This window comes from Enterobacter sp. Sphag1F (assembly GCF_014193275.1).
GTDB lineage: Bacteria > Pseudomonadota > Gammaproteobacteria > Enterobacterales > Enterobacteriaceae > Pantoea > Pantoea symbiotica.
This window is the reverse complement of sequence record NZ_JACHZD010000001.1, coordinates 628891-644976: the sequence shown is the minus strand read 5'-3', so window position 1 is coordinate 644976 and position 16086 is coordinate 628891. Positions and strand designations below refer to the sequence as shown.

General features: G+C 57.8%; 14 protein-coding genes. 13 read left to right on the top strand and 1 reads right to left on the bottom strand.

All coding sequences use genetic code 11. From position 1 onward, the window contains the following. Positions 1-12 precede the first annotated feature (12 nt). The 4 genes from FHW71_RS02970 (at position 13) to FHW71_RS02955 (ending at position 5167) form a co-directional block, all read left to right on the top strand. Positions 13-1044: an ABC transporter permease gene (locus FHW71_RS02970; protein ID WP_091003268.1), complete on the top strand. Its 1032-nt coding sequence runs from the start codon at positions 13-15 to the stop codon at positions 1042-1044. 448 nt (positions 1045-1492) lie between these two features. Beyond that, a complete protein-coding gene (nac, locus tag FHW71_RS02965; protein ID WP_061717658.1) occupies positions 1493-2410 on the top strand; it encodes a nitrogen assimilation transcriptional regulator NAC in 918 nt (305 codons plus the stop codon). A gap of 156 nt (positions 2411-2566) precedes the next feature. Further along, a complete protein-coding gene (cbl, locus tag FHW71_RS02960) occupies positions 2567-3526 on the top strand; it encodes an HTH-type transcriptional regulator Cbl (protein WP_008109354.1) in 960 nt (319 codons plus the stop codon). 183 nt (positions 3527-3709) lie between these two features. Beyond that, entirely contained in the window at positions 3710-5167 is a 1458-nt protein-coding gene (locus FHW71_RS02955; RefSeq protein ID WP_179450235.1) for an NAD-dependent succinate-semialdehyde dehydrogenase, read from the top strand. Here FHW71_RS02955 and FHW71_RS02950 read toward each other — a convergent pair. Then, positions 5149-5352 carry a hypothetical protein gene (locus FHW71_RS02950; RefSeq protein WP_179450236.1) on the bottom strand — a complete coding sequence of 68 codons (204 nt, stop codon included), beginning with the start codon at positions 5350-5352 and terminating at the stop codon, positions 5149-5151. The two genes, FHW71_RS02955 and FHW71_RS02950, sit on opposite strands and share 19 nt — an antisense overlap. A 197-nt stretch (positions 5353-5549) precedes the next feature. On the opposite strand from FHW71_RS02950, the gene FHW71_RS02945 reads away from it, so the two are divergent. The 9 genes from FHW71_RS02945 (at position 5550) to FHW71_RS02905 (ending at position 16083) form a co-directional block, all read left to right on the top strand. After that, positions 5550-7019, top strand: coding sequence for an aldehyde dehydrogenase family protein (locus FHW71_RS02945; protein WP_179450237.1), 1470 nt, complete (start codon positions 5550-5552; stop codon positions 7017-7019). Between the two features lie 29 nt (positions 7020-7048). Further along, a complete protein-coding gene (locus tag FHW71_RS02940) occupies positions 7049-7717 on the top strand; it encodes a haloacid dehalogenase type II (protein WP_061717656.1) in 669 nt (222 codons plus the stop codon). A gap of 14 nt (positions 7718-7731) precedes the next feature. Beyond that, on the top strand, positions 7732-9009 hold the full coding sequence (locus FHW71_RS02935; RefSeq protein WP_061717655.1) for an FAD-binding oxidoreductase: 1278 nt from the start codon (positions 7732-7734) through the stop codon (positions 9007-9009). A gap of 97 nt (positions 9010-9106) precedes the next feature. Next, positions 9107-10711 (top strand): ABC transporter substrate-binding protein, encoded by a 1605-nt coding sequence (locus FHW71_RS02930; RefSeq protein ID WP_061717654.1) that lies wholly within the window; start codon positions 9107-9109, stop codon positions 10709-10711. A 66-nt stretch (positions 10712-10777) separates the two neighbouring features. Continuing rightward, complete coding sequence (locus FHW71_RS02925; RefSeq protein ID WP_179450238.1) at positions 10778-11731, top strand: ABC transporter permease; 954 nt, start codon at positions 10778-10780, stop codon at positions 11729-11731. Further along, positions 11731-12582 (top strand): ABC transporter permease, encoded by an 852-nt coding sequence (locus tag FHW71_RS02920; RefSeq protein WP_008109591.1) that lies wholly within the window; start codon positions 11731-11733, stop codon positions 12580-12582. The genes FHW71_RS02925 and FHW71_RS02920 overlap by 1 nt, the downstream gene beginning before the upstream one ends. Further along, positions 12579-14243 carry an ABC transporter ATP-binding protein gene (locus FHW71_RS02915; protein ID WP_179450239.1) on the top strand — a complete coding sequence of 555 codons (1665 nt, stop codon included), beginning with the start codon at positions 12579-12581 and terminating at the stop codon, positions 14241-14243. The genes FHW71_RS02920 and FHW71_RS02915 overlap by 4 nt, the downstream gene beginning before the upstream one ends. A gap of 68 nt (positions 14244-14311) precedes the next feature. Next, complete coding sequence (locus FHW71_RS02910) at positions 14312-15157, top strand: GNAT family N-acetyltransferase (protein WP_179450240.1); 846 nt, start codon at positions 14312-14314, stop codon at positions 15155-15157. Next, positions 15157-16083 carry a glyoxylate/hydroxypyruvate reductase A gene (locus FHW71_RS02905; RefSeq protein WP_179450242.1) on the top strand — a complete coding sequence of 309 codons (927 nt, stop codon included), beginning with the start codon at positions 15157-15159 and terminating at the stop codon, positions 16081-16083. The genes FHW71_RS02910 and FHW71_RS02905 overlap by 1 nt, the downstream gene beginning before the upstream one ends. Positions 16084-16086: the final 3 nt, after the last annotated feature.

The window sequence follows — 16086 nt, the reverse complement described above, 5'->3', positions numbered from 1 at the left end:
CGTGAGACATCTATGAGTAACGTAAAAATTACGGCCCCGCAGGCCGCAGATCAGAGTTCTTTCTTTAGCAACTTGCGTCACAAGCTGCCAAAAGACACCGGGATTTTTGTCGTGATGGTGGGCATTGCCCTGATTTTTGAAATTGCCGGTTGGTACGTACGTGATCAATCTTTCCTGATGAACACCAACCGCTTAGTACTGATTATTCTGCAGGTCGCGATCATCGGTATCATCGCAGTGGGTGTGACCCAGGTCATTATCACCACCGGTATCGACCTGTCATCCGGTTCGGTTATCGCTTTAACCGCGGTAGTGGCGGCCAGTCTGGCGCAAACCTCAGACAGCCTGTCGCCAATGTATCCGTCGCTGGTTAACTTGCCGGCGGTGATACCGATTGTTGCTGGGATCGGGGTTGGGCTGTTGTGCGGCGTGATGAACGGCGTGTTAATCACCAAAACCGGTATTCCTCCATTCATCGCCACGCTCGGTATGATGGTGTCGGCACGCGGTCTGGCGCAGTACTACACGCAGGGTAACCCAATCAGCTTCCTGTCAGATGGCTTCACCTCCATCGGCCAGGGCGCAATGCCGGTGATTATCTTCCTGGTGGTGGCGTTCCTGTTCCACATCGCGCTGAAACATACCCGTTACGGTAAATATGTCTACGCGATTGGCGGCAACATGACCTCCGCCAAAGTGTCCGGTATCAACGTTAATAAGTATCTGATCATCGTCTACACCATCGCCGGTGCGCTCTCAGGGCTGGCGGGCGTGGTGCTGGCAGCGCGTGTGAGTAGCGGCCAGTCAAGCATGGGTATGGCGTACGAACTGGATGCCATCGCCGCAGCCGTTATCGGCGGCAGCAGCCTGATGGGCGGCGTTGGACGCATTACCGGTACGCTGATTGGTGCGGTGATTCTTGGCCTGATTAAGAGCGGCTTCACCTTTGTCGGTGTGGATGCTTACGTGCAGGACATTATTAAGGGCATCATCATTGTTGCGGCAGTTTCGATTGATATGCATCGCAACCGTAAGAAGCGCTGATAGTGTGGTCGCCATAAATGGCGACCCTACAAAAGGTGCGCATTTATGCGCACCTTTTAATTGGCCGCAGTGATTCGGGAATAAGTTTTCCAACTGGTTGAATCCGTTCTTTTCTGCTCATTTGGTTTCATTCCCGCCATTTCTGCTCATTTTCTGCGTTATCTGCACCAAACCAGCTCATCCGGTCATCACTTTTTTGCACGCCTGACTCGCATTTCCTGCCCCATTGCAGTGCAATTCGTTTAGTTCTTACTCTTTTTGCGTCATCGCTCGCGCTTATTAACTCCTTCGAGGTAATCACAAACGCTTATTTTCCGTGCCTTTAGGAAAAATCTGGCGATGCAATTTTGCATCGCGAACAAACCTGGCCTGCATATTGCAACTTCATTTCCACAAGCCAGCAGGCTGAGACGCCCAACCTGGGTATTCGGGGATTGACGGAGGCAACATGAATTTAAGACGACTCAAGTATTTTGTAAAAATCGTCGATATCGGCAGCCTGACTCAGGCAGCAGAAGTGCTGCACATCGCGCAGCCTGCGCTTAGCCAGCAGGTCGCTACGCTGGAAAATGAACTCGATCAGCAATTGCTGATACGCACCAAGCGCGGCGTGACGCCAACTGAAGCCGGTAAAATTCTGTATGCCCACGCCCGCACCATTCTGCGTCAGTGTGAACAGGCGCAAACGGCAGTGATCAACGCCGGCCAGGCACTCAACGGCCAGGTTTCCATCGGTTTAGCGCCGGGCACCGCCGCATCCTCGCTCACCATGCCGCTGCTGCAGACGGTGCGTGAGCAGTTCCCGGATGTGCTGGTGTATCTGCATGAAAACAGCGGCACCTCGCTGAACGAAAAAGTAATGAACGGCCAGTTGGACATGGCGGTGCTGTACGATCGTGCGCCAACAGCGGGCATCAACAGCATTCCATTAATGAAAGAAGAGCTCTATCTGGTGGGCGCAACGGCGTGTCCGGGTGCGACTGTCGATCTGGCGGACGTGGCTCAGATGAGCCTGTTCCTGCCACGCGATTACAGCGCGGTGCGTAAACGTGTTGATGAAGCGTTCTCGCTGCGTCGTTTGAGCGCACGCATCATCGGCGAAATCGAATCGATCTCCACGCTGACTGCGGCAGTTTCCAGCGGTATGGGCGTCACGGTGCTGCCAGAATCTGCGGCGCGTGCGCTGGTGAGTTCAACCCATGCGTGGATGGCGCGGATTAACAGTCCATCGCTGAATCTGCCGCTGTCGCTGAACATCTCGGCGCGTCTGCCGCTGTCGCCATCAGCGCAGGCGGTGAAGAATATTCTGCTGTCGCTGCTGAATAAGCCAGCGGTAGAGGATCGTGAATTGATGTTAGTGGGTTAATCCCATAGGGTCGTCATTCATGGCGACCTTTTTTATCTTCCTCGCAAAACCTCCCTTATTACTATTCCGCATAACACACCGTTTTTTATTATTTGTTGCGATGACGCCAACTTCATAACATGGACGAAACAGGGGCAGGAATCAGGAGAAAAGGGCGTGAATTTCCAGCAACTTAAAATTATACGTGAAGCAGCCCGTTGCGAGTTCAACCTGACCGAAGTGGCGAATACATTGTTTACCTCCCAATCAGGAGTGAGCCGCCATATTCGCGATCTGGAAGATGAACTGGGCGTGGAAATTTTTATTCGTCGTGGCAAGCGACTCTTAGGCATGACCGAACCGGGCAAGGCGCTGTTGACCATTGCTGAGCGCATCCTTGATGAAGCGGGCAAAGTTCGCCGCTTAGCGGATGTGTTTACCAATGAAACCAGCGGCGTGCTGACTATCGCCACCACGCACACTCAGGCGCGTTACAGCCTGCCGCGCGTGATCAAAGCGTTTCGTCAGCTCTATCCTAATGTGCGTCTTGAGCTCAATCAGGGATCGCCGCAGGAGATCGTCGCCATGCTGCTGGCCGGTGAAGCTGATATCGGCATCGCCTCCGAGCAGTTAGTGAATAACAGCAGCCTCGCGGCGTTCCCGTGGTTCAGCTGGCATCACTCACTTTTAGTTCCGCACGATCATGAGCTGTTGCAGCATCAGCCGGTAACGCTCGCCAGCCTCAGCCGCTATCCGCTGATCACCTATCGTCAGGGTATCACCGGCCGTTCGCGGGTCGATCGTGCTTTCCAGGCGGCAGGACTCAGACCGGATATCGTGCTCAGCGCGCAGGATTCTGACGTGGTGAAAACCTACGTTGAACTTGGTCTTGGGGTGGGAATTCTGGCCGATCAGGCGTGTGATATTTACGAAGGGGAAGACCTGGTAAAAATCGACACCCATCATCTGTTCGATGCCAATACCGTGTGGCTCGGCCTGAAGCGCGGTCAGTTGCAGCGCAATTACGTTTGGCAGTTCCTGGAGCTGTGTAACGCTAATCTGTCGCTGGAGGAGATCAAACGTCAGGCGCTCTCGTACGAAACCGAAAACGAACCGGCCATCGATTTCCAGATTTGATTCGTTGGAAAAAACCGTACCGATCCTTCGTAGGGTCGCCATTTATGGCGACCTTCCCCCACACAGCATAAAATTTCTTTTCCCGCCGCAAAACACGCATCGACATAACTTCCTCTCGCCAGAAAAACATCCTGCGCTGTCGCCTCACGTTACAGTGAAATGACGAAGATACAGGGGATTGTCATGTCGCGAATTCAACTGAAAGATACGGAATTACTGCGCCAGCAGGCGCTGTTTGGCGGTCGCTGGCAGGATGCGCATCAGGGCGCAACGCTTGAGGTGATCGATCCTGGCACGCAGCAGCCGATAGCCACCATTCCGGCATTGGGTGCGGCGGAAACCGAGCAGGCGATAGATTATGCTGAGTCGGTGCGCGTCAGCTGGGGCAAAACCCCCAACGCCACGCGCGCCGCGCTGCTGGAAAAATGGCATCAGCTGATTATTGATAATGCCGACGATCTGGCGATCATCATGACCGCCGAACAGGGCAAGCCGCTGGCGGAAGCCAAAGGCGAAGTGCTGTACGGCGCCAGCTTCGTGAAGTGGTTCGCGGAAGAGGCGCGGCGTATATACGGTGACACCATTCCCGCACCAAGCGACGATCGCCGCATTCTGGTACTCAAGCAGCCGGTTGGCGTGGCGGCAGCGATCACGCCGTGGAACTTCCCGATTGCGATGATCACCCGCAAAGTCGCGCCCGCGCTGGCCGCAGGTTGCCCGATTATCGTTAAGCCGTCGGAGTTAACGCCGCTGTCGGCATTAGCGCTGGCAGTGTTAGCCGAACGCGCCGGTTTCCCCAGCGGCGTGTTGCAAGTGTTAACCGGCTTGCCAACCGAAATTGGCAGCACGCTGACCGCCAGCCGCACGGTGCGCAAAATCTCCTTTACCGGTTCCACCCGCGTCGGCCAGCTGTTGATGCAGCAGAGCGCCGATAGCATCAAGCGCCTGAGCCTGGAACTGGGCGGCAACGCGCCGCTGATTGTCTTTGATGATGCCGATCTCGATGTGACCATTCCCGGCGTGATGGCGAGTAAATTCCGCAACGCCGGACAAACCTGCGTCTGCGCCAACCGCATTCTGGTGCAGCGCGGCATCTATGAGCGCTTCAGCGAGCGCTTGCTGGAAGCGGTATCTGCGCTGAAAGTCGGTGACGGTTTTGCGCCGGACAGCACCATCGGGCCACTGATCAACGACCGCGCCGTCGAGAAAGTTAACAGCCATATCGACGATGCGCTCAGCCAGGGCGCGACCTTGCTGCGCGGCGGCATCAGCGCGCCAAACGGCACCTTTGTTGAGCCCACGGTGTTGGGCAACGTCACCAGCAGCATGCGTATTGCACATGAAGAAACCTTCGGCCCGGTGGCACCGCTGTTTGTCTTCGACACAGAAGAAGAGGCGATCCGCATGGCGAATGACACGCCTTATGGACTCGGGGCTTATTTCTTTACTGAGAATATTCGCCGGGCATGGCGCGTGGCAGAAGCATTAGAATTTGGCATGGTCGGATTTAATACCGGTGCAATTTCATTAGACGCTGCACCCTTTGGCGGAATTAAATTATCCGGCTTAGGTCGTGAAGGATCGCGTTACGGTATCGAAGAGTATTTAGAACAGAAGACGTTTCATATTGGCAGTTTATAAATAATCATCACAGTATTCGTAGGGTCGCCATTAATGGCGACAAACAAAAACAGCGCCGCAACCCTCAGGTTCGCGGCGCTGTTTATTTTGTGCGTCGCGTCATACTTTGCCGCCCATCCCCGTTTTAGTGCAAGTTTCATGCGCATTGCACCGTCGCGACGCACATATTTTGTGAAGTAAATCATCTGTTTATTCCTTCGGCAATTCCGCAAAATTTCGCTCACCAATACGGCAGAAAATTTTTTTGCGCTGTTTTTTACGCATTTTTATTTTTCACTGGGCTGGCATACTTTCTGCATTAACTTATTAGCGTGATAGAAAAACGCAGTGCAAATCGTTAATTGGCGCGTCTGTGATGGGTGTAACAAATAAGGAATTTTCCATGTTAAGTTTCGACCCTGAAAAAGTTTTACTTCCTGCCGGTCATTATATTGGCGGGCAACATCTTAAAACGGCGGGCGCGCGTTTTGCCGTTAAACGTCCGTCCGATGGCAAAGTCTATGCCGAACTCAGCGAAGCCACGATTGAAGATGTTGATCGCGCCGTCACCACCGCGCACCAGGCGCTGAAAACCAGCGGCTGGAGCAGCTGTGCTCCACGTGCCAGAGGTAAAATTCTGCGTCGCTGGGCCGATCTGATCGAGAGCGATCCGTTACTGGCACAGCTCGAATCGCTCGGCTCTACGCGCCCCATCAGCGACGTGATGCAGCACGAAATTCCTTTCACCGCCGAAGCCATTCGCTTCTACGCCGAGTGCGCCGACAAATACAGCGGCGACCTGTTCCCCACTCAGGAAAGCAGCCTCGGCATGCTGATTGCTGAGCCGTACGGCGTGATCGGCGCCATCACGCCGTGGAATTTCCCGCTGTCGATGGCGTCATGGAAATGTGGTCCGGCGCTGGCAGCAGGAAATGCTGTGGTGCTGAAACCTTCTGAGCTGACGCCGTTCTCTACCGTGCGCATGGCCGAACTGGCGGTGCAGGCTGGTTTACCGGCGGGCGTACTGAATATCGTGCAGGGCAGCGGCGCGGTGACCGGTAACGCGCTGGTCACCCATCCGCTGGTGCGCAAAGTCTCCTTTACCGGCTCCACGCTGACCGGCGCTCGCATCATGGGCGACATCGCGCAGCACGGCATGAAACCGGTCACGCTGGAGCTGGGCGGAAAAAGCCCGCAGCTGGTGTTCGACGATGCCGGTGATATCGACGTGTTAGCGCAGCGTATTCTGCGCGGCTTCACCGCCAATGGCGGCCAGGCGTGTGTCGCCGGAACCCGATTGATTGTGCAGCGCGGCATTGCGCAGCCGTTGCTGGATAGATTAGTCGCGCTCTGTCAGCAGCCGCGTCCGGGCTTGACCTGGCAGGAGAGCAGCCGCTATGCGCCGCTGATCGACGAGCGTCAGGGCAACAAAGTAGCGTCAGTAATCGCCGATGCCAAAGCGCAGGGCGCGGAAGTGCTGGTGGGCGGCGAACGCTTTGCCGACACCGCAGAAGGCTGGTTCTGGCAGCCAACGCTGCTGTGCGGCGTTGCCCACGATAATCCGGCGGTGCAGCAGGAAATTTTTGGTCCGGTGCTCACCGTGCAACAGTTTGACAATGAAGAGGAAGGGCTGGCGCTGGCGGCACATGAAACCTACGGCCTGTGCGCCGGCGTGCACACGCTGAGTCTGCCGCGTGCGCTGCGTGCGGTGCGCGCGCTGGAATCCGGCACCGTGTGGGTCAATCGCTATGGCCGCTCCGGCGATTTCATTATCCCCACCGGCGGCTTCCTCGGCTCGGGCATTGGCAAGGATCTGGGACGTCAGGCATTCCAGGCCTGTCAGCGCCAGAAGAGCGTGTTAATCGATTTCTAATTTTGTGTTCTCAACCGCGAGGTCGCTTCATGGCACTGTTTAAACCGAAATTCATCACCTTTGATTGCTACGGCACCCTGATCAATTTTGACATGGCAGGCGCAGCCGAACGCTGCTTCAAAGATCGTGTTTCTGCGCAGGAGATGCTGGCGTTCACCACCGATTTCGCCCGCTACCGTTTTGACGAAGTGCTCGGCGCGTGGAAGCCGTATTACGACGTGGTCAGCGATGCCATTCAGCGCACCTGCAAAAAGTGGGGTGTGGCGTGGAGCCAGGCGGACAGCGACTTTATCTACACCGATTGTGCCACGTGGGGCCCGCATCCTGACGTGCCCGCCGGTTTAGCCAAAGTAGCCAAAGAGTTCCCGCTGGTGCTGCTCACTAACTCGATGAACGATTTGATCCCGCATCACGTGCCGCGTCTGGGCGCGCCGATCCATATGACCATCACCGCCGAAGAAGTCGGCGCCTACAAGCCGCAGATGAAAGGCTTCGAGTACATGCTCGACAAACTGAACTGCGGCCCGGAAGAGATTCTGCATGTCTCCTCCAGCCTGCGTTATGACCTGATGACCTGCTATGACATGGGCATCAAAAACAAGGTGTGGGTCAATCGCGGTCACGATCCGGCCAATCCGGCGTATCAATACACCGAAATCAACGATATCGGCGGTCTGGCCGCTGTGGTTGGACTCTAAGCCCGGAGGCGGCGATGAAACTCGAATCATTCTGGCAAGCCACAGCACCGACCTTTAGCGGCGCAGCCACTGGCGCATTGCCGAGCACCGCTGAGGTGGTGGTGATTGGCGGCGGCTTTACCGGCGTCTCGACGGCGCTCAACCTGGCACGCAGCGGCATCAACGTGGTGCTGCTGGAGAGCGGCGAGGTGATGAGCCAGGCGTCGGCGCGTAACGGTGGACACTGCAATACCGGCGTGGCGCAGAACTTTGCCTCGCTGGTGGAGAGCCAGGGAATCGAGCAGGCCAGCCGCTTCTATCGCGCCTATGACGATGCGGTGAGCTATGTCGAACAGCTGGTGCGTGAAGAGCAGATTGATTGCGATTTCCGCCTGTGCGGCAAGCTGAAACTCGCCAGCAAAGCCTCGCATTTTCCCGGCCTGCGCAGCGCGTGGCAGTTGATGCGCGACACCGTCGATCCGGAAATCGAGCTGATCGGCAAAGATGAGATTCGCCGGGAAGTGGGCAGCGATGCCTTTCACGGTGGGCTGCTGCAGAAGCGTGGCGGCCAGATGCATATGGGCAAGTTTGGAATCGGACTGGCGGAAGCGGCGGCGCGCAGCGGGGCGAAAATCTTCCCGCATCATGCGGTGACCGGCTTAACGCGCCTCGACGGCTATCGCCACCGCGTCAGCACCGCGCAGGGCGAGATCATCGCCGACAAAGTGATGATGGCAACCGGCGTCTCCAATGAAGGGCCTTTCCCGTGGTTCCAGCGCCGCATCGTGCCGGTCGGCAGCTTTATTGTGGTGACGGAACCGCTTGGTGACGAACTGATCAATCAGGTGCTGCCCAAAGACCGCACCTACGTAACCTCACTGAACATCGGCAACTACTTCCGTACCACGTCGGATCGTCGATTGGTGTTTGGTGGCCGCGCGCGTTTTGCGGTGAGCAATCCGACATCGGACACACGCAGCGGCGACGTGCTGCGTGCGGCGATGACCGCGCTGTTCCCGCAGTTGGGCAAATCGCGCATCGATTACTGCTGGGGCGGCATGGTGGATATGACCGCCGACCGCTTGCCGCATGCCGGTGAACAGGATGGCGTGTTTTATTCAATGGGCTACAGCGGCCACGGTACGCAGATGTCGGTGTGGATGGGCCGCGTGATGGCCGACCTGCTGGCGGAGAAACGCAACGAAAACCCCTGGCAGCGCGATACCTGGCCTGCGCTGCCCGGTTACCACGGGAAACCGTGGTTTTTGCCCCTGGCGGGTTTGTATTACAAAGCCAAGGATCGGTTGTCGTGAAATCCAGGTCGTGCGGTCATCGAAACGGTCGCCATGAATGGCGACCCTACAAGACGAAAAAACGAAATCAACAACAATTCATATTGAGGGTGTGCAGATGAGTAAATTCGATAAAGAGTCTGACGCTGTAAATCCGGCCTTAACCCGCATGTTGACCGAAGGGTCGATGTCGCGCCGTGGCCTGATGAAGTTGTTGTCTGCCGGTGCCGTGATGAGCAGCGGTTTAATCGCTTTCCCGCAAATGGGCTTTGCGGCAACCACGCCAGTGAAAGGCGGCAAACTGCGCGCCGCCATGTCTAACGCCTCCGCCACCGACACACTCGATCCGGCCAAAGGCAACAACAGCGGCGATTACACCCGTCAATTCATGGTCTACAGCGGCCTGACAGAACTGGATAAAAGCCTCGCGGTGCAACCGGCGCTGGCGGAATCCATCGACTCCAGCGACGGCATCACCTGGCAGATCAAACTGCGCAAAGGTGTCACCTTCCACGACGGCAAACCGCTGACTGCCAAAGATGTCATCTACTCGCTGAGCCGCCACAAAGATCCGGCGGTGGCGTCCAACGCCTTCAAGCTGGCCGATCAGTTCAAAACCTTCACCGCCGTTAACGACAACGAAGTGACGCTGGAGCTGGCGCAGGCCAACTTCGACGTGCCGTTTATGCTGGCCAGCGCGCCATTCCTGATCGTGCAGGACGGCACCAAAGACTTCAGCAAAGGCATCGGTACTGGTCCGTTCAAATTGAAAGAGTTCACACCGGGCGTGCGTTCGGTTGGCGTGAAAAACCCTAACTACTTCAAGCCGGGCCTGCCGCATCTGGATGAAGTCGAGCTGCTGGGCGTCACCGATCAGGCAGCGCGCGTCAATGCGCTGATGTCGGGCGATCTGCACATCGTCTCCACCCTGAGCGCCGCCGACTGCAACCGCATCAAAGCCACCTCCGATTTCGGCGTGCTGGAGAGTAAATCCGGCATGTACACCAACCTGATTATTCGCACCGATATGAAGCCGGGCAGCAACGAAGATTTCGTGCTGGCGATGAAGTATCTGCAGCCGCGCGACATTCTGGTGAAAACCGTGCTGCAGGGTTACGGCGACGTCAGTAACGATACGCCTGTACCACCATGGCATCCGCTGTATAACGCCGATCTCAAACCGCGTCCGCTCGATGCCGAAAAAGCCAAATTCCACATCGAGAAAGCCGGCATGAAAGGCGCGACGGTGGAGATCATCACCACGCCAAACATTGAAGGCTCGGTAGAGGGCGGCCAGCTGATTCAGCAGGTTTCGCGCAGCACTGGTCTGAACATCAAAGTGCGCCGCGTGCCGTATGACGGTTACTGGTCAACGCACTGGACCAAAGATCCGGTCGGTTACGGCTCAATCAACCCGCGCCCGACGCTGGATATGCTGTTCTCGCAGTTCTATCTCTCCACCGCATCCAACAACGAATCGGGCTGGAAGAATGAGCAGTTTGACCAGCTGGTGGTCGCTGCGCGCGGCGAGCGCGAGCAGACCAAACGCAAGCAGATGTACGGTGACATGCAGAAGCTGATTTACGATCACTGCGGCACCATCATCCCAACCTTTATCAGCTCCACCGACGGTTACAGCAAGAAAGTGGGCGGCGTAGAAGCCTGGCCAAGCGGCATGATGATGGGTTATCGCTTCCATGAATTCGCCTGGCTGAATGCCTAACGTAGGGTCGCCATTTATGGCGACCGCACAATCAGCGCCTGAAGATTCTGAACAAGGAGATCGCCGATGAACCGATACATGTTGTTCCTGATTGCCCGGCGCGCAGGCGCAGGCATCCTGACCTTGCTTATCGTCTCGGTGGTGGTGTTCTTTATCACCAGCCTGCTGCCCGGCGACGCGGCGCAGATGATTCTCGGGCAAAACGCCACGCCGGAAACGGTGGCGGCGTTGCGCCAGCAGCTGGGACTCGATCAGCCGTTGCTGGTGCGCTACTTCACCTGGCTCACCGGCATGTTGCAGGGTGATTTTGGCACCTCGTTCGCCAGCCATCTGCCGGTATTACAGCTGGTCGAGCAGCGCATTCCCGCCACGCTGGAGTTAGCCGGCATCACCACGGTGATCTGCGTGCCGCTGGCGCTGATAATCGGCATCGTGGCGGCGATGAATCGCGGTTCGGCGCTGGACCGTTTTCTGGTGATCAGCACCATGGCAACCGTCGCGGTGCCGGAGTTTCTGGTAGCCACGGTTGCTGTACTGATCTTCGCGGTAAAACTGCATTGGGTGTCGGCGATGTCGTTCGGCAGCCCGGACATGGACGTCATCAGCTATCTCAAAGCCTACGCGCTACCGGTGTTAACCCTGTGCTGCGTGCTGGTGGCGCAGATGGCGCGCATGACGCGCTCCGCCATCATCAACCAGCTCGACAGCCCCTATCTGGAGATGGCGCTGCTGAAAGGCGTTTCGCCGCTGCGTGCGGTGCTGCGCCACGCACTGCCGAATGCGGTCGGGCCGATTGCTAACGCCATCTCGCTCAGCCTGTCGTATCTGTTTGGTGGCGTGATCATCATCGAATCGATCTTTAGCTATCCCGGTCTGGCGAGTGCGCTGGTGGATGCGGTGAGTAACCGCGATCTGCCGGTGGTGCAGCTGTGCGTCATGCTGTTCGCCGCCTGTTATCTGGTGCTGCTACTGGCGGCCGATATCCTCACCATCGCCTTTAATCCGAAATGGAGAAGCTGATGAATACGTTACTGCTGCCTGTACGTCTGTTTCAGTCGCTGTCGCTTTCGGGCCGCATCGGACTGCTGATCTCGCTGTTTTGGCTGCTGATGGCGCTGTTTGGTAACCAGCTGGCGCCGCATAACGTCGAAGACATTGGCGGCGGGCCGATGCTGGGTGGCATGACGTCTGCCAACTTGCTCGGCACCGATTATCTGGGGCGCGATATCCTCAGCCGCATTCTCTACGGCGCGAAATTCTCCATTGGCCTGGCGCTCACCGCTGCGCTGTGCGCCAGCATCATCGGCACCTTGCTAGCACTGCTGGCGGCGGTCGCCGGGCGCTGGTTGGAAGAAGTGCTCGGTCGTGTGAACGATGCGCTGCTGGTGCTGCCGGGCAAAGTGCTGTCGCTGATGATTGTCGCGGTGTTCGGTTCATCGCTGCCGATGCTGATCCTCACCGCCATCTTTACCTACTGGCCGGGCGCGTTCCGTATCGCCTTCGCCATGGCCAGCAGCCTGCGCAATATGGATTACGTGCGTGCCTCGCGTCTGCGCGGGGAAAGCCGCTGGTATGTGGCGATCCACGACATCCTGCCAAATATGGTGCATCCGATGCTCACTGACTTCGGCCTGCGCTTTGTCTATATCGTGCTGCTGTTGAGCGGCTTGAGTTTCCTTGGCCTCGGCGTGCAGCCGCCGTATGCCGATTGGGGCACGCTGGTGCGTGAAAACATTCAGGGCTTGTTCAACGGTTCGCCAGCGGTGCTGATGCCGGCGGTGGCTATCGCCAGCCTGACCATTGGCGCGAATCTGTTTATCGACAGCCTGCAGCAGATGCGTCCGTTGACGCTGGCGAAGGAGGGAGCATGAACGTGACGCCACATACCGCCATGCCGGTGATCTCGGTGGAGAACCTGCGCGTAACGGCGCAGACCGACAAAGGTGAAGAGATCGATCTGGTTTCCGATATTCGTTTCACGGTGCAGAAGGGCGAAGTGCTGGCGCTGATTGGTGAATCTGGCTCCGGCAAAACCACCATTGCGATGGCGCTGATGGGCTATGCGCGCCACGGCTGTCGCATCGCCGACGGCAATATTCACATGGCCGGCACCGATGTGCGCAGCCTGTCGCCGGGCCAACTGCGTGAGTTTCGCGGCAACAAAGTGGCGTACATCGCGCAGAGTGCGGCGGCATCGTTTAATCCTGGCATGCGCATTCTCGATCAGGTGATTGAGCCGGTGGTGATTCACGGCACCATGAAGCGCAAAGACGCCAGGCAAAAGGCGATCGCGCTGTTCCGTGAGCTGGCGCTGCCCAATCCCGACACCATCGGCGACCGCTTTCCGCATCAGGTTTCAGGCGGTCAGCTGCAACGTCTGATGACGGCGATGGCGCTGATTGGCGATCCGGATGTGGTGATCCTCGACGAACCGACCACCGCACTCGACGTGACGACGCAGGTGGAAGTGCTTAAAGCATTTCGTCGCGTGGTGGCGCAGCGCGGCGTGACGGCGATCTACGTCAGCCACGATTTGGCGGTGGTGGCGCAGATGGCCGACCGCATTCTGGTGCTGCTGCGCGGTCAGATGGCGGAATACGGCACTACTGAACGGCTGATTGGCGCACCGCAGGCGGAGTACACCAAACTGCTGATGGATGCGGCGCGGCAAAAAGAGCGCCCAAGCAGCTGGACCTGCGCCGAAGCAGATATGCAGCCGCTGATGGAAGTGCGCGATCTCAGCGCCGGTTACGGCCCGCGCGACAGCAACGGTCAGCAGAAAATCCGTATTCTCGAAGACATCAATCTGAAGCTGTGGAAAGGCCAGGCGATTGGCATTATTGGCGAATCCGGTTCAGGTAAAACCACGCTGGCGCACGCCATTGCCGGACTCAACGCGCCAAGTCACGGCCATATTCTGTTTAACGGCCACTACATTAACGGCGACATGCATAAGCGCCCGGACAATGAGCTGCGCCGTATTCAATACGTGTTCCAGATGGCCGATACCGCACTGAATCCGGCGCACAGCGTCGAGCAGATTCTGACGCGCCCGCTGGTGTTGTTCCATGGCTTGAAAGGTGCGGCGCTGAAAGCTCGGCTGCATCAGCTGCTGGATCTGGTGAAGCTGCCGCGCACCGTGCTGTGGCGACGTCCGTGGGCGCTGTCTGGCGGACAAAAGCAGCGTGTGAATCTGGCGCGCGCGCTGGCGGCCGAGCCAGATTTGATTCTGTGCGACGAAGTGACATCTGCGTTGGATACCGTGGTGGCGGCGGCGGTGCTGGATTTGATCAGCGAACTGCGCCGCGAGCTGGGATTGTCGGTGCTGTTTATCAGCCACGACATGCACGCGGTGCGCGCGGTGTGCGACGATATTGTGGTGATGAAATCCGGCAAAATCGTTACGCAGATTGCCCGCGCCGATTACGATAAGCCGACCAGCGAACTCTATTTCGAACGCCTGAAACGCGCCGTGCCAGAGTTGCGGCAAGGTTGGCTGGATGAGCACGAAGAGGTGTTGAAGGCGGAGTGAATGCCAGGTCGCCATACACAGAACCCGTAGGGTCGCCATTTATGGCGACCTCATTTGAAGGAACAACCATGATCACACTACGCGCAATGACGCAAAACGACATCGAACACGGCTACGCCATCACCCAACAGCTCAAATGGCCGCACCGCCGGGAAGACTGGCAGCAGGCGCTGGCGTTGGGTGAAGGCGTGGTCGCTGAAGAAAACGGCGAGTTCGTCGGCAGCGCCTTTGGCTGGCGCTGGGGCGAGCAGGCGGCAACCATCGGTTTGGTGGTGGTCAACCCGCAGTTTCAGGGCCGTGGCACCGGCAAGCAATTAATGCTGGCGCTGCTGGAAAAATTCCCCGACTACAACATCCGCCTGCACGCCACCGAAATGGGTAAAGGGCTGTACCAGAAGCTCGGCTTTGAGGTCACTGGCCACATTCAGCAGCATCAAACGCGCGAGCTGGCGGCGGTACCGAATGTCACTATTCCAGCCGGTTTAACGCTGCGTAACGCACAAGCCGCAGACGCCGATCTGCTGATCGAACTCGATCATCAGGCGCACGGCATGTGGCGTCCAGCTCTGATCAACAGCCTGATTACCGATTTCCAAACTGTATTGTTACAGGATGCCAAACAGCGCGTGCACGGTTTTGCCAGCCTGCGCCGCTTTGGTCACGGCTGGGCGATTGGTCCGGTGATCGCGCTGAATGTCGACATCGCGCAAACGCTGATTTCCGCCTTGATGCAAGGCCTGCGCGGCGAGTTCGTGCGTATTGATACCGATGGCGCGCTGCCGCTGGCCGCCTGGCTGGAAACCTTGGGTCTGGCGCAGGTGGATGCGCCGACCACCATGATTCGGGGAACGCCGTGGTCACCGCAACAAGGTGAGATGCAGGCGTTCGGGTTGATGACCCAGGCGATGGCCTGATGCATATCGTCTACAAATCAGAAGCCACGCGTGGTGCGCACTGGCAGCGCTGGCTGGCGCAACATGCGCCGGATATTCAGCTGCACATCTGGCCGGATATCGGTGAGGCGGATCAGGTTGAACTGCTGGTGGCGTGGCAGCCGCCGGAAAACCTGATGAGCACCTTTCCCAATCTCAAAGCGCTGTTATCGGTCGGCGCGGGCGCGGATCAGTTTGATCTCAGCCAACTGCCACCCGATTTGCCGGTAGTACGCATGATCGAACCGGGCCTGACGCAAGGCATGGTTGAGTACGTCACTTTCTCGGTACTTGGCTTACATCGCGATATGCCACGCTACTTTCAGCAGCAGCGTGATGAGCAGTGGCAAACTCACCCAATTAGCACCGCCAGCCAGCGCCGTGTGGGCGTGATGGGGCTGGGCGAACTCGGTCAGGCTTGCTTAAAACAACTGGTGTCGCTGGGTTTTGACTGCGCTGGCTGGAGCCGCACCCCGCGTGAAATCAGCGGCGTGCATTGCTGGCACGGCAGCGATCAACTGGGTGATTTCCTTGCTCACAGCGACATTCTGGTGTGCCTGCTGCCGCTCACCGACAGCACGCGCGGCTTGCTGAATGCGCAGCTATTCGCGCAGCTACCTGACGGCGCAGCGTTGGTCCAGGTGGGACGCGGTCCGCAGCTCAACGAAGCGGATTTACTGGCAGCGCTGGCAAGCGGCAAACTCAGCGCGGCGGTGATTGATGTTACCGATCCCGAGCCGCTGCCCGCTGGACATCCGTTCTGGCAGCATCCGGCCATTTGGCTCACGCCGCATATCGCCAGCGCAACACAAACCGACAGCGCCGTCGCCGCGCTGCTCGACAATCTGCGCCGCTATCAGCGTGGCGAACCGATGGTCGGCCTGATCGATCGCAACCGGGGATACTGAGAT

Excerpts from the sequence above, each read along its gene's own strand:
- FHW71_RS02915 (WP_179450239.1), top strand. The coding sequence starts at position 12,579 with ATGAACGTGACGCCACATACCGCCATGCCGGTGATCTCGGTGGAGAAC.
- FHW71_RS02955 (WP_179450235.1), top strand. The coding sequence starts at position 3,710 with ATGTCGCGAATTCAACTGAAAGATACGGAATTACTGCGCCAGCAGGCG.
- FHW71_RS02940 (WP_061717656.1), top strand. The coding sequence starts at position 7,049 with ATGGCACTGTTTAAACCGAAATTCATCACCTTTGATTGCTACGGCACC.
- nac (WP_061717658.1), top strand. The coding sequence starts at position 1,493 with ATGAATTTAAGACGACTCAAGTATTTTGTAAAAATCGTCGATATCGGC.
- FHW71_RS02910 (WP_179450240.1), top strand. The coding sequence starts at position 14,312 with ATGATCACACTACGCGCAATGACGCAAAACGACATCGAACACGGCTAC.
- FHW71_RS02925 (WP_179450238.1), top strand. The coding sequence starts at position 10,778 with ATGAACCGATACATGTTGTTCCTGATTGCCCGGCGCGCAGGCGCAGGC.
- FHW71_RS02930 (WP_061717654.1), top strand. The coding sequence starts at position 9,107 with ATGAGTAAATTCGATAAAGAGTCTGACGCTGTAAATCCGGCCTTAACC.
- FHW71_RS02920 (WP_008109591.1), top strand. The coding sequence starts at position 11,731 with ATGAATACGTTACTGCTGCCTGTACGTCTGTTTCAGTCGCTGTCGCTT.
- FHW71_RS02945 (WP_179450237.1), top strand. The coding sequence starts at position 5,550 with ATGTTAAGTTTCGACCCTGAAAAAGTTTTACTTCCTGCCGGTCATTAT.
- FHW71_RS02935 (WP_061717655.1), top strand. The coding sequence starts at position 7,732 with ATGAAACTCGAATCATTCTGGCAAGCCACAGCACCGACCTTTAGCGGC.
- FHW71_RS02950 (WP_179450236.1), bottom strand. The coding sequence starts at position 5,352 with ATGATTTACTTCACAAAATATGTGCGTCGCGACGGTGCAATGCGCATG.
- FHW71_RS02970 (WP_091003268.1), top strand. The coding sequence starts at position 13 with ATGAGTAACGTAAAAATTACGGCCCCGCAGGCCGCAGATCAGAGTTCT.
- FHW71_RS02905 (WP_179450242.1), top strand. The coding sequence starts at position 15,157 with ATGCATATCGTCTACAAATCAGAAGCCACGCGTGGTGCGCACTGGCAG.